The sequence below is a fragment of the Pseudarthrobacter sp. CCNWLW217 genome, assembly GCF_037203985.1.
GTDB lineage: Bacteria > Actinomycetota > Actinomycetes > Actinomycetales > Micrococcaceae > Arthrobacter.
On the sequence record NZ_JBBCBT010000008.1, the window covers coordinates 156,374 to 179,042 of the forward strand.

The window sequence follows — 22,669 nt, forward strand, 5'->3', positions numbered from 1 at the left end:
AAGGCGGGGTGTAGCTTGTCCCCATGGCGAGCGAACAGACTACCCTTACCGTCCCCGGGCCCAACGGCGAGCGTGAGATGCGGATTTCCAGCCCCAGCAGGGTCCTCTGGCCCGAGCTGGGGCTGACCAAGCTGGACCTGGCGCGCTACATAGTGGACGTTGGGGAGGCCTTCATTGCCGCTAACGGCGACCGGCCGGTGGCACTGCAAAGGTACTCAGACAACGTCGACGGCGAGCAGTTCTTCTCAAAGAACCCGCCCAAGGGTACGCCGGAGTTCATCCGGTCGGTGAAGGTGGTTTTTCCGAGCGCGCGCTCGCATCCCATGCTGGTGCTCGACGAGCCAGCGGCCGCGGTCTGGGCCGTGCAGATGAACACTGTGGTGTTCCACCCCTGGCCATCGCGGACCGGGAATACGGACAACCCCGACCAGCTCCGGATCGACTTGGATCCCCAGCCGGGAACTGACTTCGACGACGCAGTTCCGGCCGCGCTGGCGCTGAAGGAGGTACTGGCGGAGGCAGGCCTGGACTGTTTCATCAAGACATCGGGAAACCGTGGGCTCCACGTTTACGCACCGATCAAGCCCACGCATGAGTTCCTGGATGTCCGGCACGCGGTCATCGCTGCCGCCCGCGAGCTGGAACGGCGCATGCCCGACAAGGTCACTACGTCCTGGTGGAAGGAGGAGCGCGGCGAGAAGGTCTTCCTGGACTTCAACCAGGCGAACCGCGACCGGACCATCGCCGGCGCCTATAGTCCCCGCGCCCTGGCCCACGCGTCGGTTTCCTGCCCCATCACGTGGGAGGAACTGGAAAGCATCAGTCCGAAGGACTTCACCATCCTCACTGTCCCGGACCGGCTGAAAACCGTTGGCGATCCTTGGGCGGACATTAACGCTAATCCGGGGACCATCGACACCCTTTTGGGCTGGTGGGACCGTGATGTGAAGGCAGGACTCGGTGAGATGCCGTTCCCGCCCGACTATCCCAAGATGCCTGGCGAGCCGCCGCGTGTGCAGCCCAGCCGGGCGCGCAAGTAGGACTAAGGCGGGATTCACTGACTGATCGGGGCCCGTTCGTTCCCGCGAGGTGGCACTTAACGGTAGCTCCGCCGTCGAACACTGCCGTTAAGCGTCATCTCGCGGAAGAGAACCTATTCGAAGCGGGAGGGGTCTCCCGTGCCGCGGCGTACCACCTCGGCAACGCCGCTGGAGAAATCCACCACCGTGGTGGGCTCGGACCCGCAGTCGCCGGAATCGATGACTGCGTCCACTTCGTGGTCCAGGCGTTCCTTGATCTCCCAGCCTTGGGTCAGCGGGTCCTCTTCGTCGGGAAGGAGCAATGTGCTGGAAAGGAGTGGCTCGCCCAGCTCCGCCAGCAGTGCCTGCACCACGCGGTTGTCCGGGATCCGCACGCCCACAGTCTTCTTCTTGGGGTGCAGCAGCCGGCGCGGGACTTCCTTGGTGGCCGGCAGGATAAAGGTATAGCTGCCAGGGGTAACGGACTTGATGCTGCGAAAGACGTCGTTGCCGATGTTCACGAACTGGCCCAGCTGGGCGAAGTCCTTGCAGACAAGGGTGAAGTGGTGCTTGTCGTCGAGCTTGCGGATGGTCCGGATCCGGTCCAACGCGTCCTTGTTGCCCAACTGTGCGCCTAACGCGTAGCAGGAGTCCGTGGGGTAGGCGATCAGGCCGCCGTCCAGCACTATGCGGACGGCCTGCGTGATGGCGCGCGGCTGGGGATCCTGGGGATGAACGTCGAAGTATCTGGCCATGCCCATGAGCCTACGGCCCGGCTGGGAATAGCGCACTCGCGACTTGCCCTCTCAATCAGGCAAATCCTGGCCGACTTCTGAAATACTCGGAATCCCCGGCTGAATGAGAACAACGAACTGTGGCTGAATCAGTAATCCTGGTAAATGGCCTCCCCGGATCCGGAAAGAGCACTCTGGGGATCCAACTGAGCGAAAAACTGGGTGTTCCCCTCATCTCCAAAGACTCCATCAAGGAAGCCCTTGCGGATATTTGTCTGAGCCGTGTGAGCAGCGGCAAGCTGGGCCAGATTGCCTCGCAGACCATGTGGCAGCTGGCCGCCGCAATTCCAGGCACGGTCATTGTCGAGTCGTGGTGGTACCGGCCTCGGGATCTTGGCTTCGTCAATGCAGGCATAGCCCTCTCAGGACGTCCACAAGTGGTTGAAGTTTGGTGCGACGTGCCTCCGGGCCTGGCGTGGGATCGGTACAGGGATCGGCGGCGTCACAGGATTCATCCGGTCGGGATCAGTGCGGAGCGGGACTGGGCCGAGTGGTCAGCATACGGCGCGCCTTTGAGCATCGGCACCGTTGTCAGGGTGGATACGTCCTCGCCTGTCGATGCAGCCGCTGTAGTTGGCCTGCTGCCGTTCAGCTAGCCGCGGAGTTCCGATTCATCCCCAGATGCCTTCGCCTTTTCGGCTTGGCGTGCCGCGTCGATGATTCCATCACGGGTCGCAGCGCGAACCACGCCGTACAGGACATAAAAGAAGACGGCTGCGCCCACGGCGCACAGCACCAGAAAATTCAGCGGATTGGCGTCCATGCGTTCTTCCCCCAAGAAGCTATGTTGACCTGATTCGGACACGTCAAAGCCTATCGTCAGATATCCCAGCGAAGCACGTAGCGGACAGCGAAAGTGCTTGACTGTCTCATGACACTAAATCGAAACTCGGTGGTTGATTCGTTCCTGGAGTCGCTGGACCACCCCCTCAAGCCGGCAATTGAGTCGCTCCGGCTGGCAGTCCTCAACGGCGATGACGCAATAACGGAGCACATCAAGTGGAAAGCACCGAGCTTCTGCTTCAATTCCGTTGACCGGGTGACATTCAACCTGCGCCCGCTGAATCACATTCAGCTCATTTTCCACCGGGGTGCCAAGACGAACGAGGATGTCTTCCATTTTGATGCGTCGAAGTGGAGCGGGCTGTTGGAAATGATCGGGCAAGACCGCGGCCAAGTGATTTTTCCCAGCGCGGAAGTAGCGGCAGCACGGCAGGAGGATTTCGTAAGGCTCGTACGTGAATGGGTTCGTGGCTAAGTGTTCGATGCTTCCAGGTTTCGGTCGTAGGCTGAATCGCACACATGATCGACAGGGAGGCAGACGTGGCTGATACGACGGTGGCCGAAGCGACAGTGGACCAGGTGATGGCCGAGCTTGCCGCACTCGAGGACCCAAGGGCACGCGAGGTGAACGAGAAGCGCGGGGACGATCACGGCGTGAACCTCAGCAAGCTGCGCGCTGTGGCGAAGCGGCTGAAGACCCAGCAGGAACTTGCGCGCCAGCTCTGGGAAACGAATGACACCGCGGCGAGGCTCCTGGCGCTTCTGATCTGCCGGCCCAAGGTGTACGAGCGCGATGAGCTGGACGCCATGGTGCGCGAGGCGGGTACGCCCAAGGTGCACGACTGGCTCGTGAACTACGTAGTAAAGAAGAGCCCCCACTCCGAAGACCTGCGCCAGTCCTGGTTCGCGGATCCGGATCCAGTGGTCGCCAGTGCTGGCTGGGCGCTGACCACTGAACGCGTGGCGAAGAGTCCTGGAGGTCTGGACCTCCCCGGCCTCCTCGACGTCATTGAGTCCGGGATGCGGGAGGCACCTGATCGTCTGCAGTGGGCGATGAACCATTGCCTGGCTCAGATCGGGATTGAGCACGCCGAGCTCCGCGCCCGTGCACTGGACATCGGTGAGCGGCTCGAGGTGCTCAAGGATTACCCGACGCCGCCCAACTGCACTTCTCCGTTCGCGCCCATCTGGATCAACGAAATGGTGCGCCGGGCGGGAGAGAGCCGGGCCGGATAGCCAGGTGGACGTCGTTGGGCAACGACACGGCCGCCGTCAAGCGTAGGGAGTGCGGAACAGAGTGACTCCCCATTCAGGGTTATGGAGCACGATGCCAGCTTCCTTTGGCGCGAACTGCAACGGCCCTTGGAGGTACCTTGCCATCCGCTTCTGCTCCTCATCCCACGGGAAGTTGCAGGTGCCAATGGAGCTTTCCGTGGACCCCGGCTCCGGCGTGATTGTCTGGCCGACAATGCTAACCCTCAGCGCGTACGAAGCACAGGGGATCCGGAAGGTCATCAATGTGCTTCCCCCAACGTTGGAGAACCTTACGGCGTAGTCACCGGAGCTTAGGCCCGGGCCAGACGGGACTGAGTCCGGCATCAGGGAGCCGGAAGTGAAGTACTGGCACTGCAGCACTCCATTAGCACGGGCCTCTTCCGGGCTTTGTTCCAAGCAGTCGTCTGCACCCTGACTGGAAGCCGCGGGAGGCGCCGGCGGAACCGGTGCGGGAGTCTTGCCCGGCGACAACTCTGCGCCCGTCGAGGGTGCTTGAGCCATAGACGACGGCCTGGCGGCGGTGTGGTTGTCGGAGGCTGAGCCCTGCGGAAGCGCCAACCCACAGGCAGCTGCTACGACGCCGATAGTAAGGCCCGCCGTCGACAGCACTATTTGCCTGCGCACCCCACGAAAAACGGTCCCCCCAGATGCGTCCATGGTTCGAACCCTACGTGCTCTAGGAGGCTACATCGAGCTTTTCGCCGGACGACCTTCGCAGCGTTCGCTGGATAGCATCCAACGAGAGGCCCAGTTCCTCGGCCAGGGAAGCCACGATCACGAAAGAAGGCGTCGCGATTCGACCCGTCTCGATTTTCCTGAGCGTCTCGGGCGATATTCCTGCTCCGAGAGCCACCTGGACAAGGGTCCGTTCTCCGCGTGCATGACGGAGCATCTCTCCGAGCAGCCTCCCGGCGCGGACATCTTCGGGGCTAAGAGGAACTCTGACCATCCTCCCAGCATAGTACCGTTATAATAATACCGGTTCTATATTGGAGGATTCGTTGATTGAGCTACTCACACCCCGGGAAATTGACCAAGCACGTCACTCGGGCCAATTCGTGGCAAAAACCTTGTCGGACTTGCGGCAGAGAATCGAGCCGGGGACCAATCTCCTGGACATCAACGAATGGGCAGCTTCGATGATCCGGAGCGCAGGAGCCCGTTCGTGTTATGTCGACTATGCCCCGGCGTTTGGGCGCGGGCCATTCGGAAAAGTCATCTGCACGTCCGTCAACGATGCCGTCCTGCACGGACTCCCTCATGACTACGTTTTAGTGGACGGGGACCTGCTCACGCTTGATTTCGCGGCAAGTGTCGATGGTTGGGTCACTGATTCCGCCATCAGCTTCGTTGTAGGGAGTTCCGCCGCGCCCGGCGACCTGAAGATGATTGAAACCACGGAAAAAGCGCTTCTGGCTGGCATCCGGGCGGCCGAGTCCGGAGCCCGTATCGGAGATATCTCCCACGCAATTGGCGCAGTGCTCGAATCAGCGCATTTTGAGGTCAATACCGAATTTGGCGGACATGGTGTTGGAAGCACCATGCACCAGGATCCGCATATTCCGAATATCGGTGCGCCTGGCCGTGGATACGTGCTGCGGCCTGGACTGCTTCTGGCAATAGAGCCTTGGGTTATGGACGGCACCAGCAAGCTAGTGACAGCTCCCGACGGGTGGACCCTGTGCAGCTCCAATGGCCGGCGGACCGCGCATTCCGAGCACACGGTTGCCGTCACGGAATCCGGACCCGTTATTCTCACTCAACTGGCCTAGAGCGCTCCGAAGCCGTCGCAGCCCGTGAACTCAGGCCAGTGCAGCGATTTCTTCGACGGCTCGTGTCAGTGCTGCCATGCATCGAGTTCCGCCATGGCCCTCGTCCTCGATGACGATAAGCCGGCTGGACTCCCAGCGCCGGTGCAACTGCCATGCCGTGACGGCGGGGCCGCTGATGTCCCGCCTGCCGTGGATGAGGTAGCCGGGGATGCCATTGAGCTCGTGGATCCGCGGGATGATTTCCCGGCCTTCGACGAGGAATCCGTCCTTGGACCAGTAGTGCGTGACCAGGAGCGCGAAGGTCATCCGTTGGCGCTCGTCTTCGAACAGCAGGCCAGGAAGCCAGTTGGGATCCAGCGAAATGTGCGTAGATTCCCACCGGTCCCAAGACAGTGCAGCGAGCCGCGCGTCTGCGCGATCCTGCCCCGCCAGCCGACGAGCGTAAGCATCCACTATCCGTTCGCCGGGGGCCGCGTTGGCCGCTTCTGCGAACTCAGCCCATGCTTCGGGGAAGATGCGTCCGACGTCTTCTGTGATCCACTGGATCTCGTCCCTGCTGCTTGTTGTCACCGCTACCAAAGCGATGCCGAGAACCCGCGCGGGGAACTCCAGGGCATAGGCGAGGGCAAGCGTGCTACCCCAGGAAACGCCGGTCACGATCCATTTCTGTACACCCAAGTGTTCTCTCACAGCCTCGATGTCTTTGATCAAGGCTTGCGTCGTGTTCTCGGGCAGGTGGTCAAGGTCGTCCTGGACGACGGGAGTGCTCTTGCCGCAACCGCGTTGGTCAAGACCGATAGTGCGGAACCGGCCGGGGTCGTGGCGTTTACGGTACCCGCCCCGACCAAGGGAACCGCCAGGGCCTCCATGAAGGTAAAGGACCGCAATCCCGTCGGGATCTCCGGTGGCTTCCCAGTAGATTTCAGCATGGGGCATGGTCACCCAGCCGCTTTTTGCCTGAAATTGCTCGTCCGTCACCGGATCCACAGTATTCGACGTCGTGCCGTTCCGGTTGTTCACCGGGTTCGGGGAAAGCGAACCCTTACCGGCGGATCGCAGCAATGGCTGCATGCGGCCGCCTGCCGGCGTCATGCCTCGTTTCGACGTCGAGAACCTCGAACCCGGCATCCTGCAGTAGCCGGCTCATCTGGTCTAAAGAGCAGTAGTAAGCCTTTGTGATGGCATGGTCGAATGGCTCGGCGGAAACGCCCTCGAAAAAGCCAATGAGCAGGCGCCCTTGGGGCCTGAGCACGCGTGCGAGTTCGGAAAGAATATGCGGTAGCTCCGCCGGAACCAAGTGAATCAGCGAATACCAGGCGAGCACGCCACTCAGGCCCCCGTCCGCCACGTCCAGGGCACGAACTGAGGAGACCCGGAACAGTACCTCGGGGAAGCGGAGTCGGGCGATCTCTATGAACTCGGGAACGAAATCTACACCTTCGATGTCGACACCCCGTTTGTGAAGGTAGTCCGTCCAATGTCCCGGGCCGCACCCGGCGTCGATTACCGGACCGCGAATCTCCCCGGCCCACCGTTCAATCCGGCGCAGGTCGTGCTCGTGCATGTCCTCGATGGCGCCAAGGACGCTCGTGTATTCTGCCGCACGCGCGGCGTAGGCATGCAGAACCTGCGCATCAGTCACGCACCAAGTCTAGGGACAGGCAAGGAGATACCCGGCAATGTCCCGGGCCGCACCAAGTGATCCGGCCGCCGTCGGAAGCGAGCCCTTACCCCACATGCACCCACGGCCGCTTGGTGACATCCGGTTCGGCCTCCCGCAGGATCTCCCGTGTCACGGGAGCGATCTCACCCTCGCCCAGCACCAGGAAGCGCAGGAGGTTCACGGCAGGGTTGCCTTCGGTCCAGCGGAAGTACACGTGCGGCATCAGGCCAGTCACGTCCCGGATATGGAGGAGCACCGACGCGATGGTGTTGGGTACTACGGGTCCGTGCACCTCCAGCACGGCGAAACCATGCCGCACTACGCCCCGGACTTCCAGCGCCGTTTCGAAGTCGGAGGAATCATCCACGGTGACTTCCAGGAACAGGGGCCGGTAGTCCGAGGGGAAGTGGCTGGCTTCGGTGGCGGACGCGAGCTTCTGCCGGTAGGCCTCCGCGGACTGGCGGAGCGGTTCGTGGGCGATGATGCCGATGGGCCCCGACAGGTTCTCCGCGATGAACTCCAGCGCCTGTGTATCCAACCGGACATGCGTGGCGTGCAGTTCGAAGGAACGCAACACCCTGGACAGCAGCGAAATGCTCACGATCCCCAGGATGAACAGCCCCGCAATCCTAATTCCCTCGGGCCGCTCAAAGATGTTGGTGACTGTGGTGTAGACAAAAAGCACGGCAATCACACCGAAGCCTATGGCCCGCTTCCGTTGCTGCAGGCGGCGCGCCGAGAGCGTCACGGCCACCGCCGCCGAAGTCATCAGCACCAGGACGCCGGTGGCGTACGCACCGCCCTGGGCATCGACGTCGGCCTCAAACAGCCAGGTGATGAGGAACCCGGTGAGCGTGAAGACGAGCACCAGTGGGCGGACGGCCTTCGCCCATTCGGGGGCCATGCCGTACCGCGGCAAGTATCGGGGAACAAGGTTCAGCAGGCCCGCCATTGCGGATGCCCCGGCGAACCAGAGAATGGCGATTGTGCTGAGGTCATACACGGTTCCGAACCCGTCTCCCAGGTATTCGTGCGCAAGGAACGCCAACGCCCTTCCGTTCGCTTCCCCGCCGGGCTGGAACTCGTGCCCGGGGATCAGGACCACCGTCGTAAAACTGCTCGTCACCAGGAAGGCACTCATGATCATTGCGGCGGCGGTCAGCATCTTCCGTGTCCCCTGGATCCGTCCGGCCGGGTTCCCGTCGGTATCACCTGCGCCACCGCGCACCTGCGGCATCACCGCCACTCCAGTTTCGAAGCCGGACAGTCCCAGGGCCAGTTTGGGGAAGACCAGTAGTGCCATGGCCACAGCCATGAGCGGATTGCCGTGCGATGTGTTGAGGGTCTGCCACCAGTCACCGACAGCAACCGGATGGGCCGCCGCCTCGCCGAGGGACGTGGCGATGACCACCACATTGAGCCCCAGGTACAGGACCACCAGTACGACGGCGACGCCGATCGCCTCCTTGAACCCGCGAAGGAAGACCGCGGCGAGCAACGCAAGCAGCACCAGCGTCACTGCCACCTCCTGGCCGTGCAGGAACTCCGGAGCAAACGGGTTTTCGATGAGGTGCGCGGTGGCATCGGCAGCGGAGAGGGTCATGGTGATCATGAAGTCCGTCGCGGCAAAACCGAGCAGCACCAGCACCAGAAGCTTTCCGCCCCACCGGGGGAGCAGCCGTTCCAGCATCGCGATGGACCCCTCACCTCGGGGGCTCTCGCCCGCCACCCTCCGATAGACCGGCAGGGCCCCTAACAAGGTCACAGCAACCAGGACCAGCGTGGCCAGGGGAGAGATGGCACCGGCAGCCAGCGCCGCGATGGCCGGCTGGTACCCGAGGGTAGAGAAGTAGTCCACGCCCGTCAGGCACATCACCTGCCACCAGTGGTGCTTCTTCTCCTCGTCCGCCGCGAGGCCACCTGGGCCCTGGTGTGCGCCCTTGGAGTCCTGCAGTCCGAACAGCAGCCAACTGCCAAAGGCCGCCTTCCGCGTCGGGCGGAGGGCGGACGGGTCGGCCGGGGGCCTGCTCATGGTGGTCATGAAAGCCTTTCAGTCCACAGCACGGCGCCGCGGGCACAGCCGAATCTAGTACTGGCCGGACCTGCGGGACCTGGATTCCCCAGCATCTTGACGCATCCTTAACACCGCTATGACCAACACCACAGCTTGTGCGGCCGGACGGCGAAGGCGTGCAGGATCCTGGTGGGAGAATGGCCGCATGGCACGGGAACGGATAGTCATTGGCCTCAACGGCAGCGACGACGCAGAACTGCTCATCCGCCGCGCCGCCAGGATCCTGGAAAGGAGCGACGGCGGCGAACTGGTGGCCGTCCACGTCCGCACCGCAGAGGATGCGCCGGGAGAATCGCCGCAGGCGCTGGAGGCCCAGCGGCGGCTGGTCGTAGAACTGGGCGGAAGCTACCACACGCTCTCGGCACCTGACCCGGCGTCGGCACTGCTCGACTACGCCCGCAAGTCCGATGCCACCCACATCGTGGTCGGCCAGTCCCGCCGCAGGCCGTTGGCCGGCCAGCTGTCCGGGCTCCTGTCCGGCGGCAGCGTGGAAACCAGGGTGGTCCGCGGCGCGGGGGACATTGACGTCCAGGTAGTGCCCCGCTCCGCGCCCGTGCACACCCCACGGCGCAGGAGGCCCACCCTTGGCGGGGCGCGGGCCGGTGCCGGCTTTGCGCTCGCAGCTGCCCTTCCTGTCCTGCTGCAGTTGCTGCTGGCCGCGTTTGACCACAGCGTTGCCACCGCCGTCCTGATCCAGCTTGCGGGCGCCGTCGCGGTGGCGCTGGTGGGCGGGTTGTGGCCCGCCGTCGTCGGCGCACTGTGGAGCAGCCTGCTGGTGAACTATTTTTCGACGCCGCCGCTGGGGGATCTCGCTGTCAGTGATCCGCAGGACTTCCTGTCCTTGGGTATCTTTGTGGGCGTGTCTGTGGCTGTCGCCGGTGTGGTGGACAGATCCGCCCGCCGGTCAAAGGAAGCCGCCCGGGCACAGGCCGAGGCCGCCACGCTGGGTGATCTCGCCTTGGGCGCCTCCCGCTCGGAGGACACCCTCGAAGGCCTCCTGGCGGAAGCCCTGGACGTTTTCGGTGCAACAGGCGCCGGAGTGTTCAGCAGCCACACCGTGAAAGCGGAAGGCGCTGGACCGGCGTCGGAACTTTCAAGGGACGGGGGCCCGGACGCTGACGGCCGGGTATGGCGGTTGGTGGCCGGTGCCGGGGACACGGCCGGGTGGGAGCCGGGTGTTGCTGGCATAGCGGGCAGCACTGCAGAGCCGGTCGACGCCGATACCCGGCTCGTGCTGTTCGGCCGGCAGGTGCCGGCGTCGGAAAGCAGGCTGCTGGGTGCCTTTGCGGTCCACGTCAAAGCCCAGCTGGAGCGCCGGCAGTTGGCCGTAAGTCGCCGCGAGGTGCTGCGCCTGGCCGAAGGGAACACCATGCGCACTGCCATCCTGCGGGCTGTTTCGCACGATCTGCGGACGCCACTGGCCGGAATCAAGCTCGCCGCAGGTGGACTGCTGCAACGGACAGTCACCTATACCGCTGCTGAGGAGAGAGAGTTGCTGGAAACCATCGATGAGTGCACCGACCGGCTGGACCAGCTAGTCGGTAACCTCCTGGATATGTCAAGGATTACCGCCGATTCGGTTATGCCCACGCTTGGGCCGGTTCGGTGGAGCGACGTTGTTTCCCCGGCCCTCCGTGGGCTGCCGGCGGGAACCGTCCGGGTTGAGCTGCCGGCCAACATGCCTGCCGTGGAAGCCGATCCGGTGCTGCTGGAACGCGTCATCGCCAACATCGTCGAAAATGCCGTCAAGTACGCGCCCGGATCCGGCATCACCATCACCGGCGCTTCCGACGGAATGGGCGCAGACACCCTGGACGGCTATCCTTCCGGTGAGTTGCGGATCATCGACCACGGCGCTGGCGTACCCGCCCAAAAAGTGCTGGACATGTTCCGGCCGTTCCAGCGGCTCCACGACCTTCCCCAATCCACGGGCGTGGGCCTGGGCCTGGCCGTCGCGGACGGATTTATCAAGGCCATGGGCGGCACGCTGACCGCACAGGAGACTCCCGGCGGGGGATTGACCATGGTCATCACGTTGGCCCTTTCCACCGGCGAAGCGGGCGCGCGCCATGCTGCAGGCCAGCCGCGGCAGGATGCCACGTGAACGCGGCCCAGACACACTCTGCGGGCACGCATCCGGGCCAACGGACCAGCGTCCTCGTGGTGGACGACGACCCCCACCTGCTGAAGGCGCTCCGGATCACGCTCCAGGCCCATGGCTATGCCGTGGATACAGCGGCCGACGGCGGCAGCGCCTTGCGTGCCGCATCGCACCGGCCGCCGGACCTGATGGTTTTGGACCTCGGGCTGCCGGACCTGGACGGAGCGGAGGTACTCCGGGAACTCCGCCGCTGGAGCAGCCTGCCGGTGCTGGTGCTGTCCGCCCGCCATGGCTCCTCGGATAAAGTGGACGCCCTCGACGCCGGCGCGGATGACTACATCACCAAACCCTTCGGTCTGGACGAACTCCTCGCCCGGCTGCGCGCGCTGCTCCGCCGTGTGCCCGAGCCCGAATCGGCACCCACCGTGGCGGCCTCGTCCTTCACTGTGGACCTTGCCCAGCGGCGCGTCACCAGGGATGGCGACGCTGTGCGGCTGACACCCACCGAATGGAGCATCCTGGAGCTGCTGGTCCGGAACCCGGCCCGGCTGGTAACGCAGCAGCAACTCCTGCTGGACGTCTGGGGGCCTGCTTACCAGAAGGAAGCCAATTACCTGCGCGTGTACATGGCGCAGCTTCGCCGGAAGCTGGAGACCGACCCCGGAAACCCGCGCCACCTGCTCACCGAACCCGGTGTGGGGTACCGGTTCGTGCCTTGAGCCACGCCGTCGGCCAACAGGGAAACCGGCGGCCGGGGAACCCTATGAAGCGGGGTGGAATTGGGGCAATATGTTGACTGTTCCTTTCCGATTCCGTTCCGTACCGCAAGGAGATTTGTCCATGCCAACGACGCTCAACCCCTACCTTGGATTCCGCGACAACGCCCGGGAGGCGATGACCTTTTACCAGTCCGTGTTCGGCGGCGACCTTGCCCTGAGCACGTTCGGCGAATTCCAGGCCAGCGAAGATCCGGCAGAGGCCGATAAAATCATGCACGGAATGCTGACCACCGATAAGGGCCTGGTCCTGATGGGGGCAGACACCCCCAACGGCATGGACCTCGCGCAGGGCAGCTCCATCTCAGTTTCCCTCAGCGGCGACGACGAAGCAGAGCTTCGCGGCTACTGGGAGAAGCTGTCCGGCGACGGCGGCTCTGTGACCGTTCCGCTGGAACCGGCACCTTGGGGCGACATCTTCGGCATGTGCAGGGACAAATTCGGTACCGCCTGGTTGGTAAACGTCAATAACCCCCTCGGGGCTCCCGCGTCCTAGGCAGGCCCGAAGCCATAGTCCTTGAGCAGCTGCCTCGCACGGTGCGACGATAGAAGCGTGCAGCCCATCCTGGATTTTATGGCCCATTACTGGTGGCTGGTCTTTCCGCTCAGTGGTGTCATGGGCGGTTGGGCCAAGGCGTGGCAGAACTCCACCGAGCGCAGGCACCAGCGCCGGGTGGAGCTCTACAAGCTGAGGAATCTGACGCTGCAAGCGGAGCAGGTAGTCGAGGCCGAAGTGGCCATGCTGATGGCCAGCCACGACGCCGTGAACAAACGATGGCTGGACTACGAGCTCGATGTAGGCAAGCTGATCGATTTTCCCTTGATGACTGATGTCCGCGAACCCCTGACCGTGGCGTTCCTGCGGGCGAAACGCGAAGCCGACGGGCTTCGGCCTGCCGCGGCTAAAGAACTCACGGTGCCCTCCCGGCTCGAGGCCTACCGCTCGGCGGTCAACGGCTATGAGGTGGCTTTTTCCGTAGCCGAACGCGAGGCCAGGCGCATCAAGGATTCGAACTTTTCGGGCCCCGAGCGTGAACGGCTGGCCACAGCCAGGAAGCTGCTGCGTCTCGCGGAAGACAGCGCAGCCACGCCGGCAGAGCGTCAGGCAGCCTACAAGCGGGCTCGCCGCGAGCTGGACGGTCTGATTGTCCTTCCGGACGCCACAGTGACAGCTCTCGAGGAGAAAGTGGCGCCCATGCTGGACTCCGGCCACGCCCCGGAATACCCACAACGCTAGAGTTGCGGTGCGGCTGTGCGGAACGTCACCCTCTACTTGGATGTGGACGGCGTCATCTGCCCTTTCGGCCCCGCCGGCAGGAGCGAATGGGGCAGCGAATGGTGCCAGGCCGATGCCGGCTTGCTGCCCGTGGCCTATGCGCGGGAACTGGTGGACGGGCTCAATGACCTCGCCGCGAGGCCGGGCGTCGCGTGCATTTGGCTTACCAGCTGGGAGGAGATGGCGCCGGAATACCTGTGCCCCGCCATTGGACTGGACGGCGGCCGATGGCCATACCTGACCGCTGACGGCGGCAATACAGGGGAGCGGTGGTGGAAGCTTGCGGCTCTCCAGGCGGATCTGGAACGTAGTAGCCCGGAGCGCATTGTCTGGATCGACGACCAGCTCCGGTTCGAGAAAGAGGCACAGCAATGGGCCCGGTTCCTCGGCGCGCGGATCCTGCTGGTCTCGCCCGATCCGCGGCTGGGAATTTCGCCCGCGGAACTCGAATCCGTCAGCTCCTTTCTGATATCGCCGCTGTTTTGACCTGATGCCCGGTACGCGTACGATCGATAAGGTTTCACGCCGGTTGTGTTAACGCCACAGGTCATTCCACGCGAACAGCTGGTGAATTATGCTGTGCAAGGCAGCCGGGGGAAAGAAACTGCTGAACGTCGACTCTGCAGATTGGGCAACAGGTGGATATCACCTTCATGGTGGCGCTGGTCATCGCACTGGCACTATTTTTCGACTTCACGAACGGCTTCCATGACACCGCGAATGCGATGGCCACGCCTATCGCCACAGGTGCCATCAAGCCAAAAACAGCGGTGACACTCGCCGCCGTCCTGAACCTCGTGGGCGCATTCCTGTCAACGGAGGTCGCCAAGACAGTTTCCGGCGGCATCATCAGGGAAGGCTCCGACGGCGTCCAGATCACGCCGGACATCATCTTCGCCGGCCTGATGGGCGCCATCCTGTGGAACATGATCACCTGGCTGAAGGGCCTGCCGTCCAGTTCGTCCCATGCACTGTTCGGTGGACTGATCGGCGCGGCCATCGCGGGGATCGGGTTCAACTCCGTCAATCTGGAGACACTCCTGCAGAAGGTCATCCTGCCGGCCATCTTCGCCCCCCTCATCGCTGGGATTGTGGCCTACATCTGCACCAGGCTCGCCTATGCCCTGACCGCCCGCCACGACCCCGAAACGGGCAGCAAGCTCACGCAGAAGCGCGGCGGATTCCGCACCGGCCAGATCTTTACCTCCAGCCTGGTGGCACTGGCGCACGGCACTAATGACGCGCAGAAGACCATGGGCATCATCACCCTGGTCCTGATTGCCGCAGGAACCCAGGCACCAGGCTCCGGCCCGCAGTTCTGGGTCATCGCCGCGTGCGCCATTGCCATTGCCGTAGGCACCTATGCTGGCGGCTGGCGCATCATCCGCACCATGGGCTCCGGGCTCACCGAGGTTAAGCCCGCCCAGGGTTTCGCGGCCGAGACCAGCACCGCTTCGGCCATCCTGGCCTCCTCCCACCTGGGCTTTGCCCTTTCCACAACGCAGGTTGCGTCCGGATCGGTCATCGGCTCCGGCATGGGCCGCAAGGGCACCACGGTCCGCTGGAACATGGTAGGCAAGATCGCGCTGGGCTGGCTGTTTACACTCCCGGCCGCGGGCATTGTCGGTGCCTTGACGGCATTGCTCGTCAAGACAGGCGTGGTGGGTGTACTGATTGCCGCCGTCGCCGGTACGGCTGCCGTGCTGTTTATGTTCTTCTACTCCCGTAAGTCCCATGTTGGCCACCACAACGCCGTGGAGGTCGAGGAAGCCGGGCAGGCCGTCCGCTTCGCCAAGAAGAAAGCCCTCGCGCGGGCCCGCGCCCGCACCAAGGACAAGACCGCAGCTGAAGCCCCAGCCGAAGCGTCTGAGCAGAAGGATACGCAGCGATGAAGTGGTTGGAACTCCTGACCGTAGGCGGCGCCACCTTGGTGGCTGCCGTGACCGTAGTAGTCCTGTACTCGCTTGGCGTCCGGCTGACCGCCATCGCCGGTGACGCCCAGCAGGCCTCGCCGCGCGCCAAACGCTCCTTCGCATATATCTGTTTCGGCCTCTGCGGTGTTGCCGTGCTGTTTGGGCTGTACCTGATCATCCCGTACTTCAGCAAGTAGTTTTTTCCGGGGGATAGGCCCCGGCGGGGAATAGCTAAGACTGTTGCGACGAGCCCGGACTGCGGGTGGAGTATGGGAACCCGGAGTCGAAATGACTACGCTGGAGCCATGTCCCGCTTCCAGTACTTCGTGGCCGCATCCCTGGACGGCTTCATCGCCACCGCACATGACGACCTCACCTGGCTCCTGCAATTCGACGGCTTCGACGGCGGGCAGGACAGCTACGACACCTTCATGGAGGGCGTGGGCTGCATCGTCATGGGCGGGGAAACCTACGCCTGGCTGATGAAGCACGAAGCCGGCAAATGGCCCTACCCGTCCACGCCCTGCTACGTCTTCACCCGGCACGAGCACACGGCGCCGGCCGGTTCAGACGTCACATTTGTCCGCGGCCCGGTCCGGGAGTTCGTACAGGATTTCAAGGACGACGCCGGCGGGAAGAATGTGTGGGTGGTGGGCGGCGGCAACCTGGCAGCCCAGTTCGCCGCTGCGGGGTACCTGGATGAACTCATCCTCTCGGTCATCCCGGTGGTGCTGGGCGATGGCAAGCGGTTGTTGCCCCTGGAAGGCCCGACGGCGCCACTGGAGCTGACTGCTTCGCGCACCATGGGGCGGGGGGTAGTTGAGTTGCGCTACAACCTCAACCCTGCGGACACGGCTGGCTAGGATCCCCTGCCTGCTGGACTAGTCGCCCTTTTTCGCGGGCCCATTGTCCCTGAGCATGTTGGTGATGCGCGCCGTTGACAGCCGCCTGCCCTTGTCATCGGTCATGACCACCTCGTGCGTGGTCAGCGTCCCGCCGAGGTGGACGGCGGTGCACGTACCGGTGACGGTGCCGGCCGCGACGGACCGGTGGTGGGTGGCGTTGACCTCGATGCCCACGGCATGCCTGCCGGCGCCGGCGTGCATGCCCGCCGCAAAGGATCCCAGTGTTTCGGCCAGCACAACGTGGGCTCCGCCATGCAGGATGCCCGCCACCTGGGTGTTGCCTTCCACCGGCATGGTGGCCACCGTCCGCTCGGGACTCATCTCCAGGAAGTGGATGCCCATCTTGAGCACCAGGGCACCGATTCCATATCCGCTGAGCCACTCATGCAGCTGTTCGGGGATGCCTGCTGTGACCAACTCCTCAGTAAAGGGGCCGGGCGTGAAATTGTCCATCATGGGAACTAGGCTGGCACCTGTGAGTGAAACTACCAAACCGGCCCCCTTCCCTTCCGAAACCGTTGCCCTTGAGGCTGACGCCGCCCTGCAGGACATCAAGGTCCCGCCGGCCGGGGGCCGGGTTTCCGCTACCGAGGCTCCCGTCATTCCTATTACCAGCCAGCCGCGCCTTCTGGTCCTGGACGGGCATTCGATGGCGTTCCGGGCGTTCTTCGCGCTGCCCGCCGACAAGTTTTCCACCGCCAACGGACAGCACACCAACGCAATCCACGGCTTTACCTCCATGCTGATCAACCTGATCAAGGAACAGCAGCCCACGCACATCGCCGTCGCCTTCGATGTCTCGGACGAGACCACGCACCGCAAAGCCGAGTACAGCGACTACAAAGGTGGCCGCAACGAAACGCCCCGGGAGATGAGCGGCCAGATTGACCTCATCGACAAGGTCATGCAGGCGTGGGGCATCAAGACCATCAAGCTGCCCGGCTACGAAGCGGACGACATCCTGGCAACGCTGTCCGTGATGGGGGAGAAGGCCGGCTACGAAGTCCTCCTGGTCACCGGCGACCGCGATGCGTTCCAGCTCATCACCGACAACGTTTTTGTGTTGTACCCCCGCAAGGGTGTCAGCGACATCCCCCGGCTGGACGCCGCGGCAATCCAGGAGAAGTACTTTGTCACGCCGCCGCAGTATTCCGACCTCGCCGCGCTGGTGGGGGAGTCCTCCGATAACCTTCCGGGTGTTCCGGGTGTCGGGCCCAAGACCGCCGCGAAGTGGATCAACCTTTACGGCGGACTCGAGGGTGTCCTTGAGCACGTGGATGCGATCGGCGGCAAGGTGGGCGACGCCCTCCGGGAAAACATCGAGGACGTTAAGCGCAATCGCCGTCTGAACCGGCTCCACACAGACCTCGAACTGCCCGTGACCCTGGAGGACCTCGCGGACCCGCGGCCGGACGAAGCTGCCCTCGAGCAGTTGTTCGACGAGTTGGAGTTCAAAACCATCCGTGCCCGGCTCTTCGCGCTGTACGGCAGCGAGGACCTGGAACCGGCGGAGCGCGAGAACGTCGCAGTGCCGGAGTATAAAACCCCGTCCAACGCAGCAGAATTGGGTGCTTTCCTCGCTGCCGGTGCAGGGAAACGCTCGGCCGTCGCCGTTGACCTTGTTCCCGGCCGAATCGGCGAAGACGCCGCAGCCATCGCCATTGTCCGTGACGATGCGGCCGTATACATCGACCTCGCCGGCCAGGACGCCGCAGCCGAAAACGTCCTTGCGGACTGGCTGCGGGACGCGTCGTCGCCCAAGGTCATGCACGGCTACAAAGCTGCCCTGAAGGCGCTGTCCAGCCGCGGCCTGGGTCTGGAAGGGGTGGTGGATGACACGTCCATCTCCGGCTACCTCATCCAGCCGGACCGCCGCACCTATGAACTGGCCGAGCTCGCCCAGCACCACCTGAACGTCAGCATCTCCTCCGAGACTGCCAAAGCAGGCCAGCTTGAGCTCTCGTTCGACGGCGATGACGCCGCCGCCGCTGACGCACTGGTCCAGGTGGCCGCCGTCGTCCAGGCGCTGAGCCGATACTTCGAATCGGAACTTGCCGAACGCCAGGCCGCGGACTTGCTGGCCACCCTGGAATTGCCTGTCAGCAGGGTGCTGGCCGACATGGAACTCGCCGGCATCGCCATCGATATGCCCCGCATGGATGAGCAGCTCGCGGACCTCGCCAAGGTAATTGACAACGCCCAGGAACTCGCGTTCGCGGCGATCGGCCACGAGGTCAACCTCGGTTCACCAAAGCAGCTCCAGACTGTTCTGTTCGAGGAACTGCAGTTGCCGAAGACCAAGAAGATCAAATCGGGCTACACCACCGATGCCGCGTCGCTGAAGAACCTGTTGGAAAAAACCGGGCATGAATTCCTGGTCCAGCTCATGGCCCACCGCGAGTCCTCGAAGCTGCGCCAAATGCTGGAGTCGCTGAAGAAGTCCGTCACGGAAGACGGCCGGATCCACACCACCTACGCGCAGAACGTCGCAGCCACGGGCCGGATCTCTTCCAATAACCCCAACTTGCAGAACATCCCCATCCGCAGCGAGGAAGGCCGGCGAGTCCGCGGCATCTTTGTGGTCAGCGAAGGCTATGACTGCCTGCTGTCCGCCGACTACTCGCAGATCGAAATGCGCATCATGGCGCACCTTTCGGGGGACGCCGGCCTGATCCAGGCCTACAAGGACGGCGAGGACCTCCACCGCTTTGTGGGCTCCAACATCTTCCACGTCCCCACCGACCAAGTCACCAGCGCCATGCGTTCGAAGGTCAAGGCCATGTCGTATGGCCTCGCCTACGGCCTGACGTCCTTTGGCCTCTCCAAGCAGCTGGAAATTTCCGTCGACGAGGCCCGGACACTCATGAAGGACTACTTCGACCGGTTCGGCGCCGTTCGCGACTACCTCCGCGGGGTGGTGGACCAGGCCCGGATTGACGGCTACACCGCCACTATCGAGGGGCGCCGCCGCTACCTCCCGGACCTCACCAGCACGGATCGCCAGCTGCGCGAGAACGCAGAACGCATCGCGCTGAACTCGCCCATCCAGGGCTCGGCGGCGGACATCATCAAGCGCGCCATGCTGGGTGTGCACGAGGAACTGGCGGCCCAGGGCCTGAAGTCCCGTATGCTCCTCCAGGTCCATGACGAACTGGTGCTCGAAGTGGCTACCGGCGAGCGGGAAGTGGTGGAGAAACTCGTCACCGAACAGATGGCCGGCGCCGCGGACCTCAGCGTCCCCCTCGACGTACAGATTGGCGTGGGTCCGAGCTGGTACGACGCCGGGCACTAGGAACGCCAGCGGCACAGGCCAGGGGCAGGGGCAGGGGACCGAAGGGCGGGGCGCGATGGACAAGTACGACGTCAGGAAAAAGTTCAAGGAACTGTACGCGCCCCGCGCCCGGGACTTCGCGGTGGTTACCGTGCCCCCGCTGAACTACCTGATGCTGGACGGCCAAGGTAACCCCGGAACTGCGCCCGAGTACGCCGCTGCCCTGGAAGCGCTGTACTCGGTCTCCTATGCGGTGAAGTTTGCCAGCAAGCACGCGGGCCGGGACTACGCCGTCGGGCCGCTGGAGGGTCTATGGATGGCCGACGATCCCGGGGCCTTCACCCGGGGCGACAAGGACAGTTGGAAGTGGACCATGATGATCCCGCAGCCCGACTGGATTGGACCCGCCGACCTCCAGGACGGCATCGCAAAGGCCGCTGCGAAGAAGGTGCCGCGGCTGGACCGGCTCCGGCTTGAGACGCTCGACGAAGGGCTTTCGGTGCAGATCCTGCACATCGGCAGCTACGACGACGAGGCTCCCACCCTGCACCGCCTGCACCATGAGTTCATGCCGGCCAACGGCTTCGGGTTCGCCGGGCCGCACCACGAGATCTACCTCAGCGACGCCCGGAGGGTGGCGCCGGAAAAGCTCAAAACTATCCTCCGCCAGCCCGTGCGGAGGATCTGACCCACCTCGCGACCGTGTGTTGTTGCTGGCCAGGGGCCCGATGGGTTGGTTAGGCTCGGCAATGTGGCTGAACTGAGTGGAAACTACGAAATCCGGCGCTTCGACGCCGTCTCCAAAGATGAGCACGGATACGCCGAAGCGGAAAAGTGGGTCAGGGCAGTGGCCTTTGGCTTCCACGAGTCCACCCGGAGCCCGGAGCACGTGGCGAAGTCCCTGGCGACCTACCGGGCTGACCGCCGTGTCCTGACCGGCGCATACCAAACGGGGGAAGTGGCTCCCGGTTCCCTCCCCGCGGATGTCCCCGTCGCCACTTTCGGGACGCTCCGCAAGACCCTCAACATCGGCTTCGGCCGGATGCTGGAAACCCAGATGGTGACCGCCGTGACCGTGCGCACCTCGCATCGGCGCCGCGGCCTCCTGCGCAGGATGATGTCCGAGGACCTGGACCTGGCCCGCCGCGACGGCATCGCGATGGCCGCCCTGACCGCCTCCGAAGGGTCCATCTACGGACGGTTCGGCTACGGCGTGGCCAGCTTCGAACGCACCGTAAAAGTGGACACAACCGTGCGGTTTCAACTGAACCACCAGGCCGTCGGCACTGTGGAAGTCGCCGAACCCACAGTGCTGCTGGACGTGGCACCACAAATCTTCGACCGTGTCCACCGCGTGACCCCGGGATCGATCGGCCGCCAGGAGTGGTACCGCCAGCTGGCTTCGGGGTCCCTTGGCCGCGACGGAAAGGAAGATCCGGCCGTCAAAGTGGCGTTGCACTACGGTCCTGATTCCACCGTGGACGGCTATGTCTCCTACAAATTCCTGGGCTGGGATACAACGCCCTACACCGTCGAGGTGGTGGACCTGGTGGCCGCCACCAACGAGGCGTACCTCGAACTCTGGCAGTTCCTGGGCGCCATCGACCTGGTGGAACGGGTCACCTGGGCGGAGGCGCCGATGGATGATCCGCTGGCCTGGGCGCTGGCCGATCCCCGCTGCATCGAGTCCTCGGACGGCCGGGACATGCTCTGGCTCCGGATGCTGGATGTTCCTGCGGCACTTGAAGCCCGGCATTATCCCGTTGACGGCAGGCTGGTCCTGGACGTCCTTGATCCGCTTGGCCTCACGGCTGGGACGTTCGCCTTGGAAGTAACCGGCGGCGAGGCCGCCGTCGTACGCCTTGAGGAGGAAGAGGCAGACCTGACGCTGGATGTCTCCGCCCTGTCATCAATTTACCTCGGCGGGGTCTGCCCGGTTACGCTGGCGGCGGCTGGGCGGATCCGCGAACACAAGCAGGGCGCGGCGCTCCAGGCGCGTGGCATGTTTGCGGTTGAGCGGTCCACGCATTGCCTGACCCACTTCTAGGGGCTCCTGCCGGATCCAAGGACAATTCATGGGGGAAATTGGGGCACCGGGGCTGACAGGCCGCCGGGCACTTTTGCTTGGCGTTACGTCGGGCGTTTTCGCGGCGGTGTCGGCATGTGCCGCGCCGTCCGCAACCGGGACCGGCGGAGCGGCCAGTCCGGTTCAAACACAGAATCTGGCCGCGGCAGCCTCGCCGGTGCCAACTGTGCCTGGACAGCCCGTGCCAGTGCCCACAGAAGGCCCGCCAACCCAGGCCCCACCAAGCCCGCCGGTCGTGGTGCAACCGCTGTCGAAGGCCCAGGTCATGGCGGAGTTCGCCGGCAGGCGCCCTACCGAGTGGGGACTGGAGGTGACCGGCGTGGTGACCAGGTCCGCCACGCAGAGAACGGTCATCACCCTGGATGCCTGCGGCGGCCCGGGCGGTTCCGGAGTTGACCAGGAGCTCCTTGCCACCCTGCGGCGGCTGAACATTCCGGCCACCTTGTTTGTGAACGCCCGGTGGATCCATACGAACCGCCAGCTGGCCGCCGACCTCGGCGCAGACCCGCTGTTTGAACTGGCCAACCACGGCTGGCTTCACCGGCCGCTGTCCGTCAACGGCAGAACCGCCTACGGCATCCCCGGCACCGCGAGTGTCGCGGACGCTTACGACGAACTGACAGGCTGCCAGGACGTGCTCACCGAGGCCGCCGGTCAGCCGTCACGCTTTTTCCGGGCAGGCACGGCGTACTTCGACGACGTGGCAGTCGCGATGACCCGCCGCTTGGGCATGCTGCCTGTGAATTTCAGCATCAACGCCGACGCCGGCGCCACCATGCCACCGGCCGCAGTCGCTTCGGCCCTATCCGCCGCAGGACCCGGAGACATCGTCATTGCGCACTTCAACAAGCCAGGCAGCGGCACCGCAGGTGGCTTTCGGCAGGCGCTGCCCCGGCTGCAGGATGGGGGTACCGCGTTTGGCCGCCTGGGCGACGTGCTGCCCGCGCTTTGACCCGTGTTG

General features: G+C 64.1%; 24 protein-coding genes. 17 read left to right on the top strand and 7 right to left on the bottom strand.

The window, feature by feature from the left end; translation table 11 throughout:
- Positions 1 to 23 precede the first annotated feature (23 nt).
- Entirely contained in the window at positions 24 to 1,040 is a 1,017-nt protein-coding gene (gene ligD, locus V9L18_RS11315) for a non-homologous end-joining DNA ligase (protein ID WP_337347265.1), read from the top strand.
- A 113-nt stretch (positions 1,041 to 1,153) separates the two neighbouring features.
- On the opposite strand, the gene V9L18_RS11320 is transcribed toward ligD, so the two are convergent.
- Positions 1,154 to 1,774 carry an L-threonylcarbamoyladenylate synthase gene (locus V9L18_RS11320; RefSeq protein WP_337347266.1) on the bottom strand — a complete coding sequence of 207 codons (621 nt, stop codon included), beginning with the start codon at positions 1,772 to 1,774 and terminating at the stop codon, positions 1,154 to 1,156.
- A gap of 119 nt (positions 1,775 to 1,893) precedes the next feature.
- Between V9L18_RS11320 and V9L18_RS11325 the strand changes: the two genes are divergently transcribed.
- Positions 1,894 to 2,409, top strand: a complete 516-nt coding sequence (locus V9L18_RS11325) for an AAA family ATPase (protein ID WP_337347267.1) — start codon at positions 1,894 to 1,896, stop codon at positions 2,407 to 2,409.
- Here V9L18_RS11325 and V9L18_RS11330 read toward each other — a convergent pair.
- Entirely contained in the window at positions 2,406 to 2,576 is a 171-nt protein-coding gene (locus V9L18_RS11330) for a hypothetical protein (protein WP_337347268.1), read from the bottom strand. The genes V9L18_RS11325 and V9L18_RS11330 overlap by 4 nt on opposite strands.
- 129 nt (positions 2,577 to 2,705) lie before the next feature.
- Here V9L18_RS11330 and V9L18_RS11335 point away from each other — a divergent pair, with 129 nt between their 5' ends.
- Positions 2,706 to 3,071, top strand: coding sequence for a DUF1801 domain-containing protein (locus V9L18_RS11335; protein ID WP_337347270.1), 366 nt, complete (start codon positions 2,706 to 2,708; stop codon positions 3,069 to 3,071).
- 107 nt (positions 3,072 to 3,178) lie between these two features.
- Positions 3,179 to 3,832, top strand: coding sequence for a DNA alkylation repair protein (locus V9L18_RS11340; protein ID WP_337347316.1), 654 nt, complete (start codon positions 3,179 to 3,181; stop codon positions 3,830 to 3,832).
- A 715-nt stretch (positions 3,833 to 4,547) separates the two neighbouring features.
- On the opposite strand, the gene V9L18_RS11345 is transcribed toward V9L18_RS11340, so the two are convergent.
- Positions 4,548 to 4,820 (bottom strand): helix-turn-helix domain-containing protein, encoded by a 273-nt coding sequence (locus V9L18_RS11345; RefSeq protein WP_337347271.1) that lies wholly within the window; start codon positions 4,818 to 4,820, stop codon positions 4,548 to 4,550.
- 52 nt (positions 4,821 to 4,872) lie between these two features.
- On the opposite strand from V9L18_RS11345, the gene map reads away from it, so the two are divergent.
- The gene (map, locus tag V9L18_RS11350; protein WP_337347272.1) at positions 4,873 to 5,643 is read left to right on the top strand and encodes a type I methionyl aminopeptidase; all 771 of its coding nucleotides are present in this window, start codon (positions 4,873 to 4,875) and stop codon (positions 5,641 to 5,643) included.
- Between the two features lie 30 nt (positions 5,644 to 5,673).
- Here the strand turns inward: map and V9L18_RS11355 are convergent, their stop codons facing one another.
- The 3 genes from V9L18_RS11355 to V9L18_RS11365 all read right to left on the bottom strand — a co-directional run bounded on the left by V9L18_RS11355 (position 5,674) and on the right by V9L18_RS11365 (position 9,347).
- Entirely contained in the window at positions 5,674 to 6,714 is a 1,041-nt protein-coding gene (locus tag V9L18_RS11355) for an alpha/beta fold hydrolase (protein ID WP_337347273.1), read from the bottom strand.
- Entirely contained in the window at positions 6,686 to 7,285 is a 600-nt protein-coding gene (locus V9L18_RS11360; RefSeq protein WP_337347274.1) for a class I SAM-dependent methyltransferase, read from the bottom strand. The genes V9L18_RS11355 and V9L18_RS11360 overlap by 29 nt, the downstream gene beginning before the upstream one ends.
- A gap of 85 nt (positions 7,286 to 7,370) precedes the next feature.
- On the bottom strand, positions 7,371 to 9,347 hold the full coding sequence (locus V9L18_RS11365; RefSeq protein ID WP_337347275.1) for an amino acid transporter: 1,977 nt from the start codon (positions 9,345 to 9,347) through the stop codon (positions 7,371 to 7,373).
- A gap of 178 nt (positions 9,348 to 9,525) precedes the next feature.
- Here V9L18_RS11365 and V9L18_RS11370 point away from each other — a divergent pair, with 178 nt between their 5' ends.
- The 8 genes from V9L18_RS11370 (at position 9,526) to V9L18_RS11405 (ending at position 16,309) form a co-directional block, all read left to right on the top strand.
- On the top strand, positions 9,526 to 11,484 hold the full coding sequence (locus tag V9L18_RS11370; protein WP_337347276.1) for a DUF4118 domain-containing protein: 1,959 nt from the start codon (positions 9,526 to 9,528) through the stop codon (positions 11,482 to 11,484).
- The gene (locus V9L18_RS11375) at positions 11,481 to 12,200 is read left to right on the top strand and encodes a response regulator (RefSeq protein ID WP_337347277.1); all 720 of its coding nucleotides are present in this window, start codon (positions 11,481 to 11,483) and stop codon (positions 12,198 to 12,200) included. Before V9L18_RS11370 ends, V9L18_RS11375 begins: the two co-directional genes overlap by 4 nt.
- Before the next feature lie 121 nt (positions 12,201 to 12,321).
- Positions 12,322 to 12,753 carry a VOC family protein gene (locus V9L18_RS11380; RefSeq protein ID WP_337347278.1) on the top strand — a complete coding sequence of 144 codons (432 nt, stop codon included), beginning with the start codon at positions 12,322 to 12,324 and terminating at the stop codon, positions 12,751 to 12,753.
- Positions 12,754 to 12,810: 57 nt separating this feature from the next.
- Entirely contained in the window at positions 12,811 to 13,494 is a 684-nt protein-coding gene (locus V9L18_RS11385; protein WP_337347279.1) for a hypothetical protein, read from the top strand.
- A gap of 15 nt (positions 13,495 to 13,509) precedes the next feature.
- On the top strand, positions 13,510 to 14,019 hold the full coding sequence (locus tag V9L18_RS11390) for an HAD domain-containing protein (protein WP_337347280.1): 510 nt from the start codon (positions 13,510 to 13,512) through the stop codon (positions 14,017 to 14,019).
- A gap of 152 nt (positions 14,020 to 14,171) precedes the next feature.
- Entirely contained in the window at positions 14,172 to 15,425 is a 1,254-nt protein-coding gene (locus V9L18_RS11395) for an inorganic phosphate transporter (RefSeq protein WP_337347281.1), read from the top strand.
- A complete protein-coding gene (locus tag V9L18_RS11400) occupies positions 15,422 to 15,643 on the top strand; it encodes a hypothetical protein (RefSeq protein ID WP_337347282.1) in 222 nt (73 codons plus the stop codon). Before V9L18_RS11395 ends, V9L18_RS11400 begins: the two co-directional genes overlap by 4 nt.
- A 108-nt stretch (positions 15,644 to 15,751) precedes the next feature.
- Complete coding sequence (locus tag V9L18_RS11405; protein ID WP_337347283.1) at positions 15,752 to 16,309, top strand: dihydrofolate reductase family protein; 558 nt, start codon at positions 15,752 to 15,754, stop codon at positions 16,307 to 16,309.
- Between the two features lie 18 nt (positions 16,310 to 16,327).
- On the opposite strand, the gene V9L18_RS11410 is transcribed toward V9L18_RS11405, so the two are convergent.
- Positions 16,328 to 16,807, bottom strand: a complete 480-nt coding sequence (locus tag V9L18_RS11410) for a hotdog fold thioesterase (RefSeq protein ID WP_337347284.1) — start codon at positions 16,805 to 16,807, stop codon at positions 16,328 to 16,330.
- A gap of 193 nt (positions 16,808 to 17,000) precedes the next feature.
- Between V9L18_RS11410 and polA the strand changes: the two genes are divergently transcribed.
- The 4 genes from polA (at position 17,001) to V9L18_RS11430 (ending at position 22,660) form a co-directional block, all read left to right on the top strand.
- Entirely contained in the window at positions 17,001 to 19,643 is a 2,643-nt protein-coding gene (gene polA / locus V9L18_RS11415; RefSeq protein ID WP_376048186.1) for a DNA polymerase I, read from the top strand.
- A gap of 55 nt (positions 19,644 to 19,698) precedes the next feature.
- On the top strand, positions 19,699 to 20,310 hold the full coding sequence (locus V9L18_RS11420) for a GyrI-like domain-containing protein (RefSeq protein ID WP_337347286.1): 612 nt from the start codon (positions 19,699 to 19,701) through the stop codon (positions 20,308 to 20,310).
- 72 nt (positions 20,311 to 20,382) lie between these two features.
- The gene (locus V9L18_RS11425) at positions 20,383 to 21,669 is read left to right on the top strand and encodes a GNAT family N-acetyltransferase (RefSeq protein ID WP_337347317.1); all 1,287 of its coding nucleotides are present in this window, start codon (positions 20,383 to 20,385) and stop codon (positions 21,667 to 21,669) included.
- 274 nt (positions 21,670 to 21,943) lie between these two features.
- On the top strand, positions 21,944 to 22,660 hold the full coding sequence (locus V9L18_RS11430) for a polysaccharide deacetylase family protein (RefSeq protein ID WP_337347287.1): 717 nt from the start codon (positions 21,944 to 21,946) through the stop codon (positions 22,658 to 22,660).
- Positions 22,661 to 22,669 lie beyond the last annotated feature (9 nt).

Coding starts and splice junctions, on each gene's coding strand:
- V9L18_RS11355 (WP_337347273.1), bottom strand. CDS start 6,714: ATGCAGCCATTGCTGCGATCCGCCGGTAAGGGTTCGCTTTCCCCGAAC.
- V9L18_RS11345 (WP_337347271.1), bottom strand. CDS start 4,820: ATGGTCAGAGTTCCTCTTAGCCCCGAAGATGTCCGCGCCGGGAGGCTG.
- V9L18_RS11380 (WP_337347278.1), top strand. CDS start 12,322: ATGCCAACGACGCTCAACCCCTACCTTGGATTCCGCGACAACGCCCGG.
- ligD (WP_337347265.1), top strand. CDS start 24: ATGGCGAGCGAACAGACTACCCTTACCGTCCCCGGGCCCAACGGCGAG.
- V9L18_RS11320 (WP_337347266.1), bottom strand. CDS start 1,774: ATGGCCAGATACTTCGACGTTCATCCCCAGGATCCCCAGCCGCGCGCC.
- V9L18_RS11420 (WP_337347286.1), top strand. CDS start 19,699: ATGGACAAGTACGACGTCAGGAAAAAGTTCAAGGAACTGTACGCGCCC.
- V9L18_RS11370 (WP_337347276.1), top strand. CDS start 9,526: ATGGCACGGGAACGGATAGTCATTGGCCTCAACGGCAGCGACGACGCA.
- V9L18_RS11340 (WP_337347316.1), top strand. CDS start 3,179: ATGGCCGAGCTTGCCGCACTCGAGGACCCAAGGGCACGCGAGGTGAAC.
- V9L18_RS11400 (WP_337347282.1), top strand. CDS start 15,422: ATGAAGTGGTTGGAACTCCTGACCGTAGGCGGCGCCACCTTGGTGGCT.
- V9L18_RS11410 (WP_337347284.1), bottom strand. CDS start 16,807: ATGATGGACAATTTCACGCCCGGCCCCTTTACTGAGGAGTTGGTCACA.
- V9L18_RS11330 (WP_337347268.1), bottom strand. CDS start 2,576: ATGGACGCCAATCCGCTGAATTTTCTGGTGCTGTGCGCCGTGGGCGCA.
- polA (WP_376048186.1), top strand. CDS start 17,001: ATGGCGTTCCGGGCGTTCTTCGCGCTGCCCGCCGACAAGTTTTCCACC.
- V9L18_RS11365 (WP_337347275.1), bottom strand. CDS start 9,347: ATGACCACCATGAGCAGGCCCCCGGCCGACCCGTCCGCCCTCCGCCCG.
- V9L18_RS11405 (WP_337347283.1), top strand. CDS start 15,752: ATGTCCCGCTTCCAGTACTTCGTGGCCGCATCCCTGGACGGCTTCATC.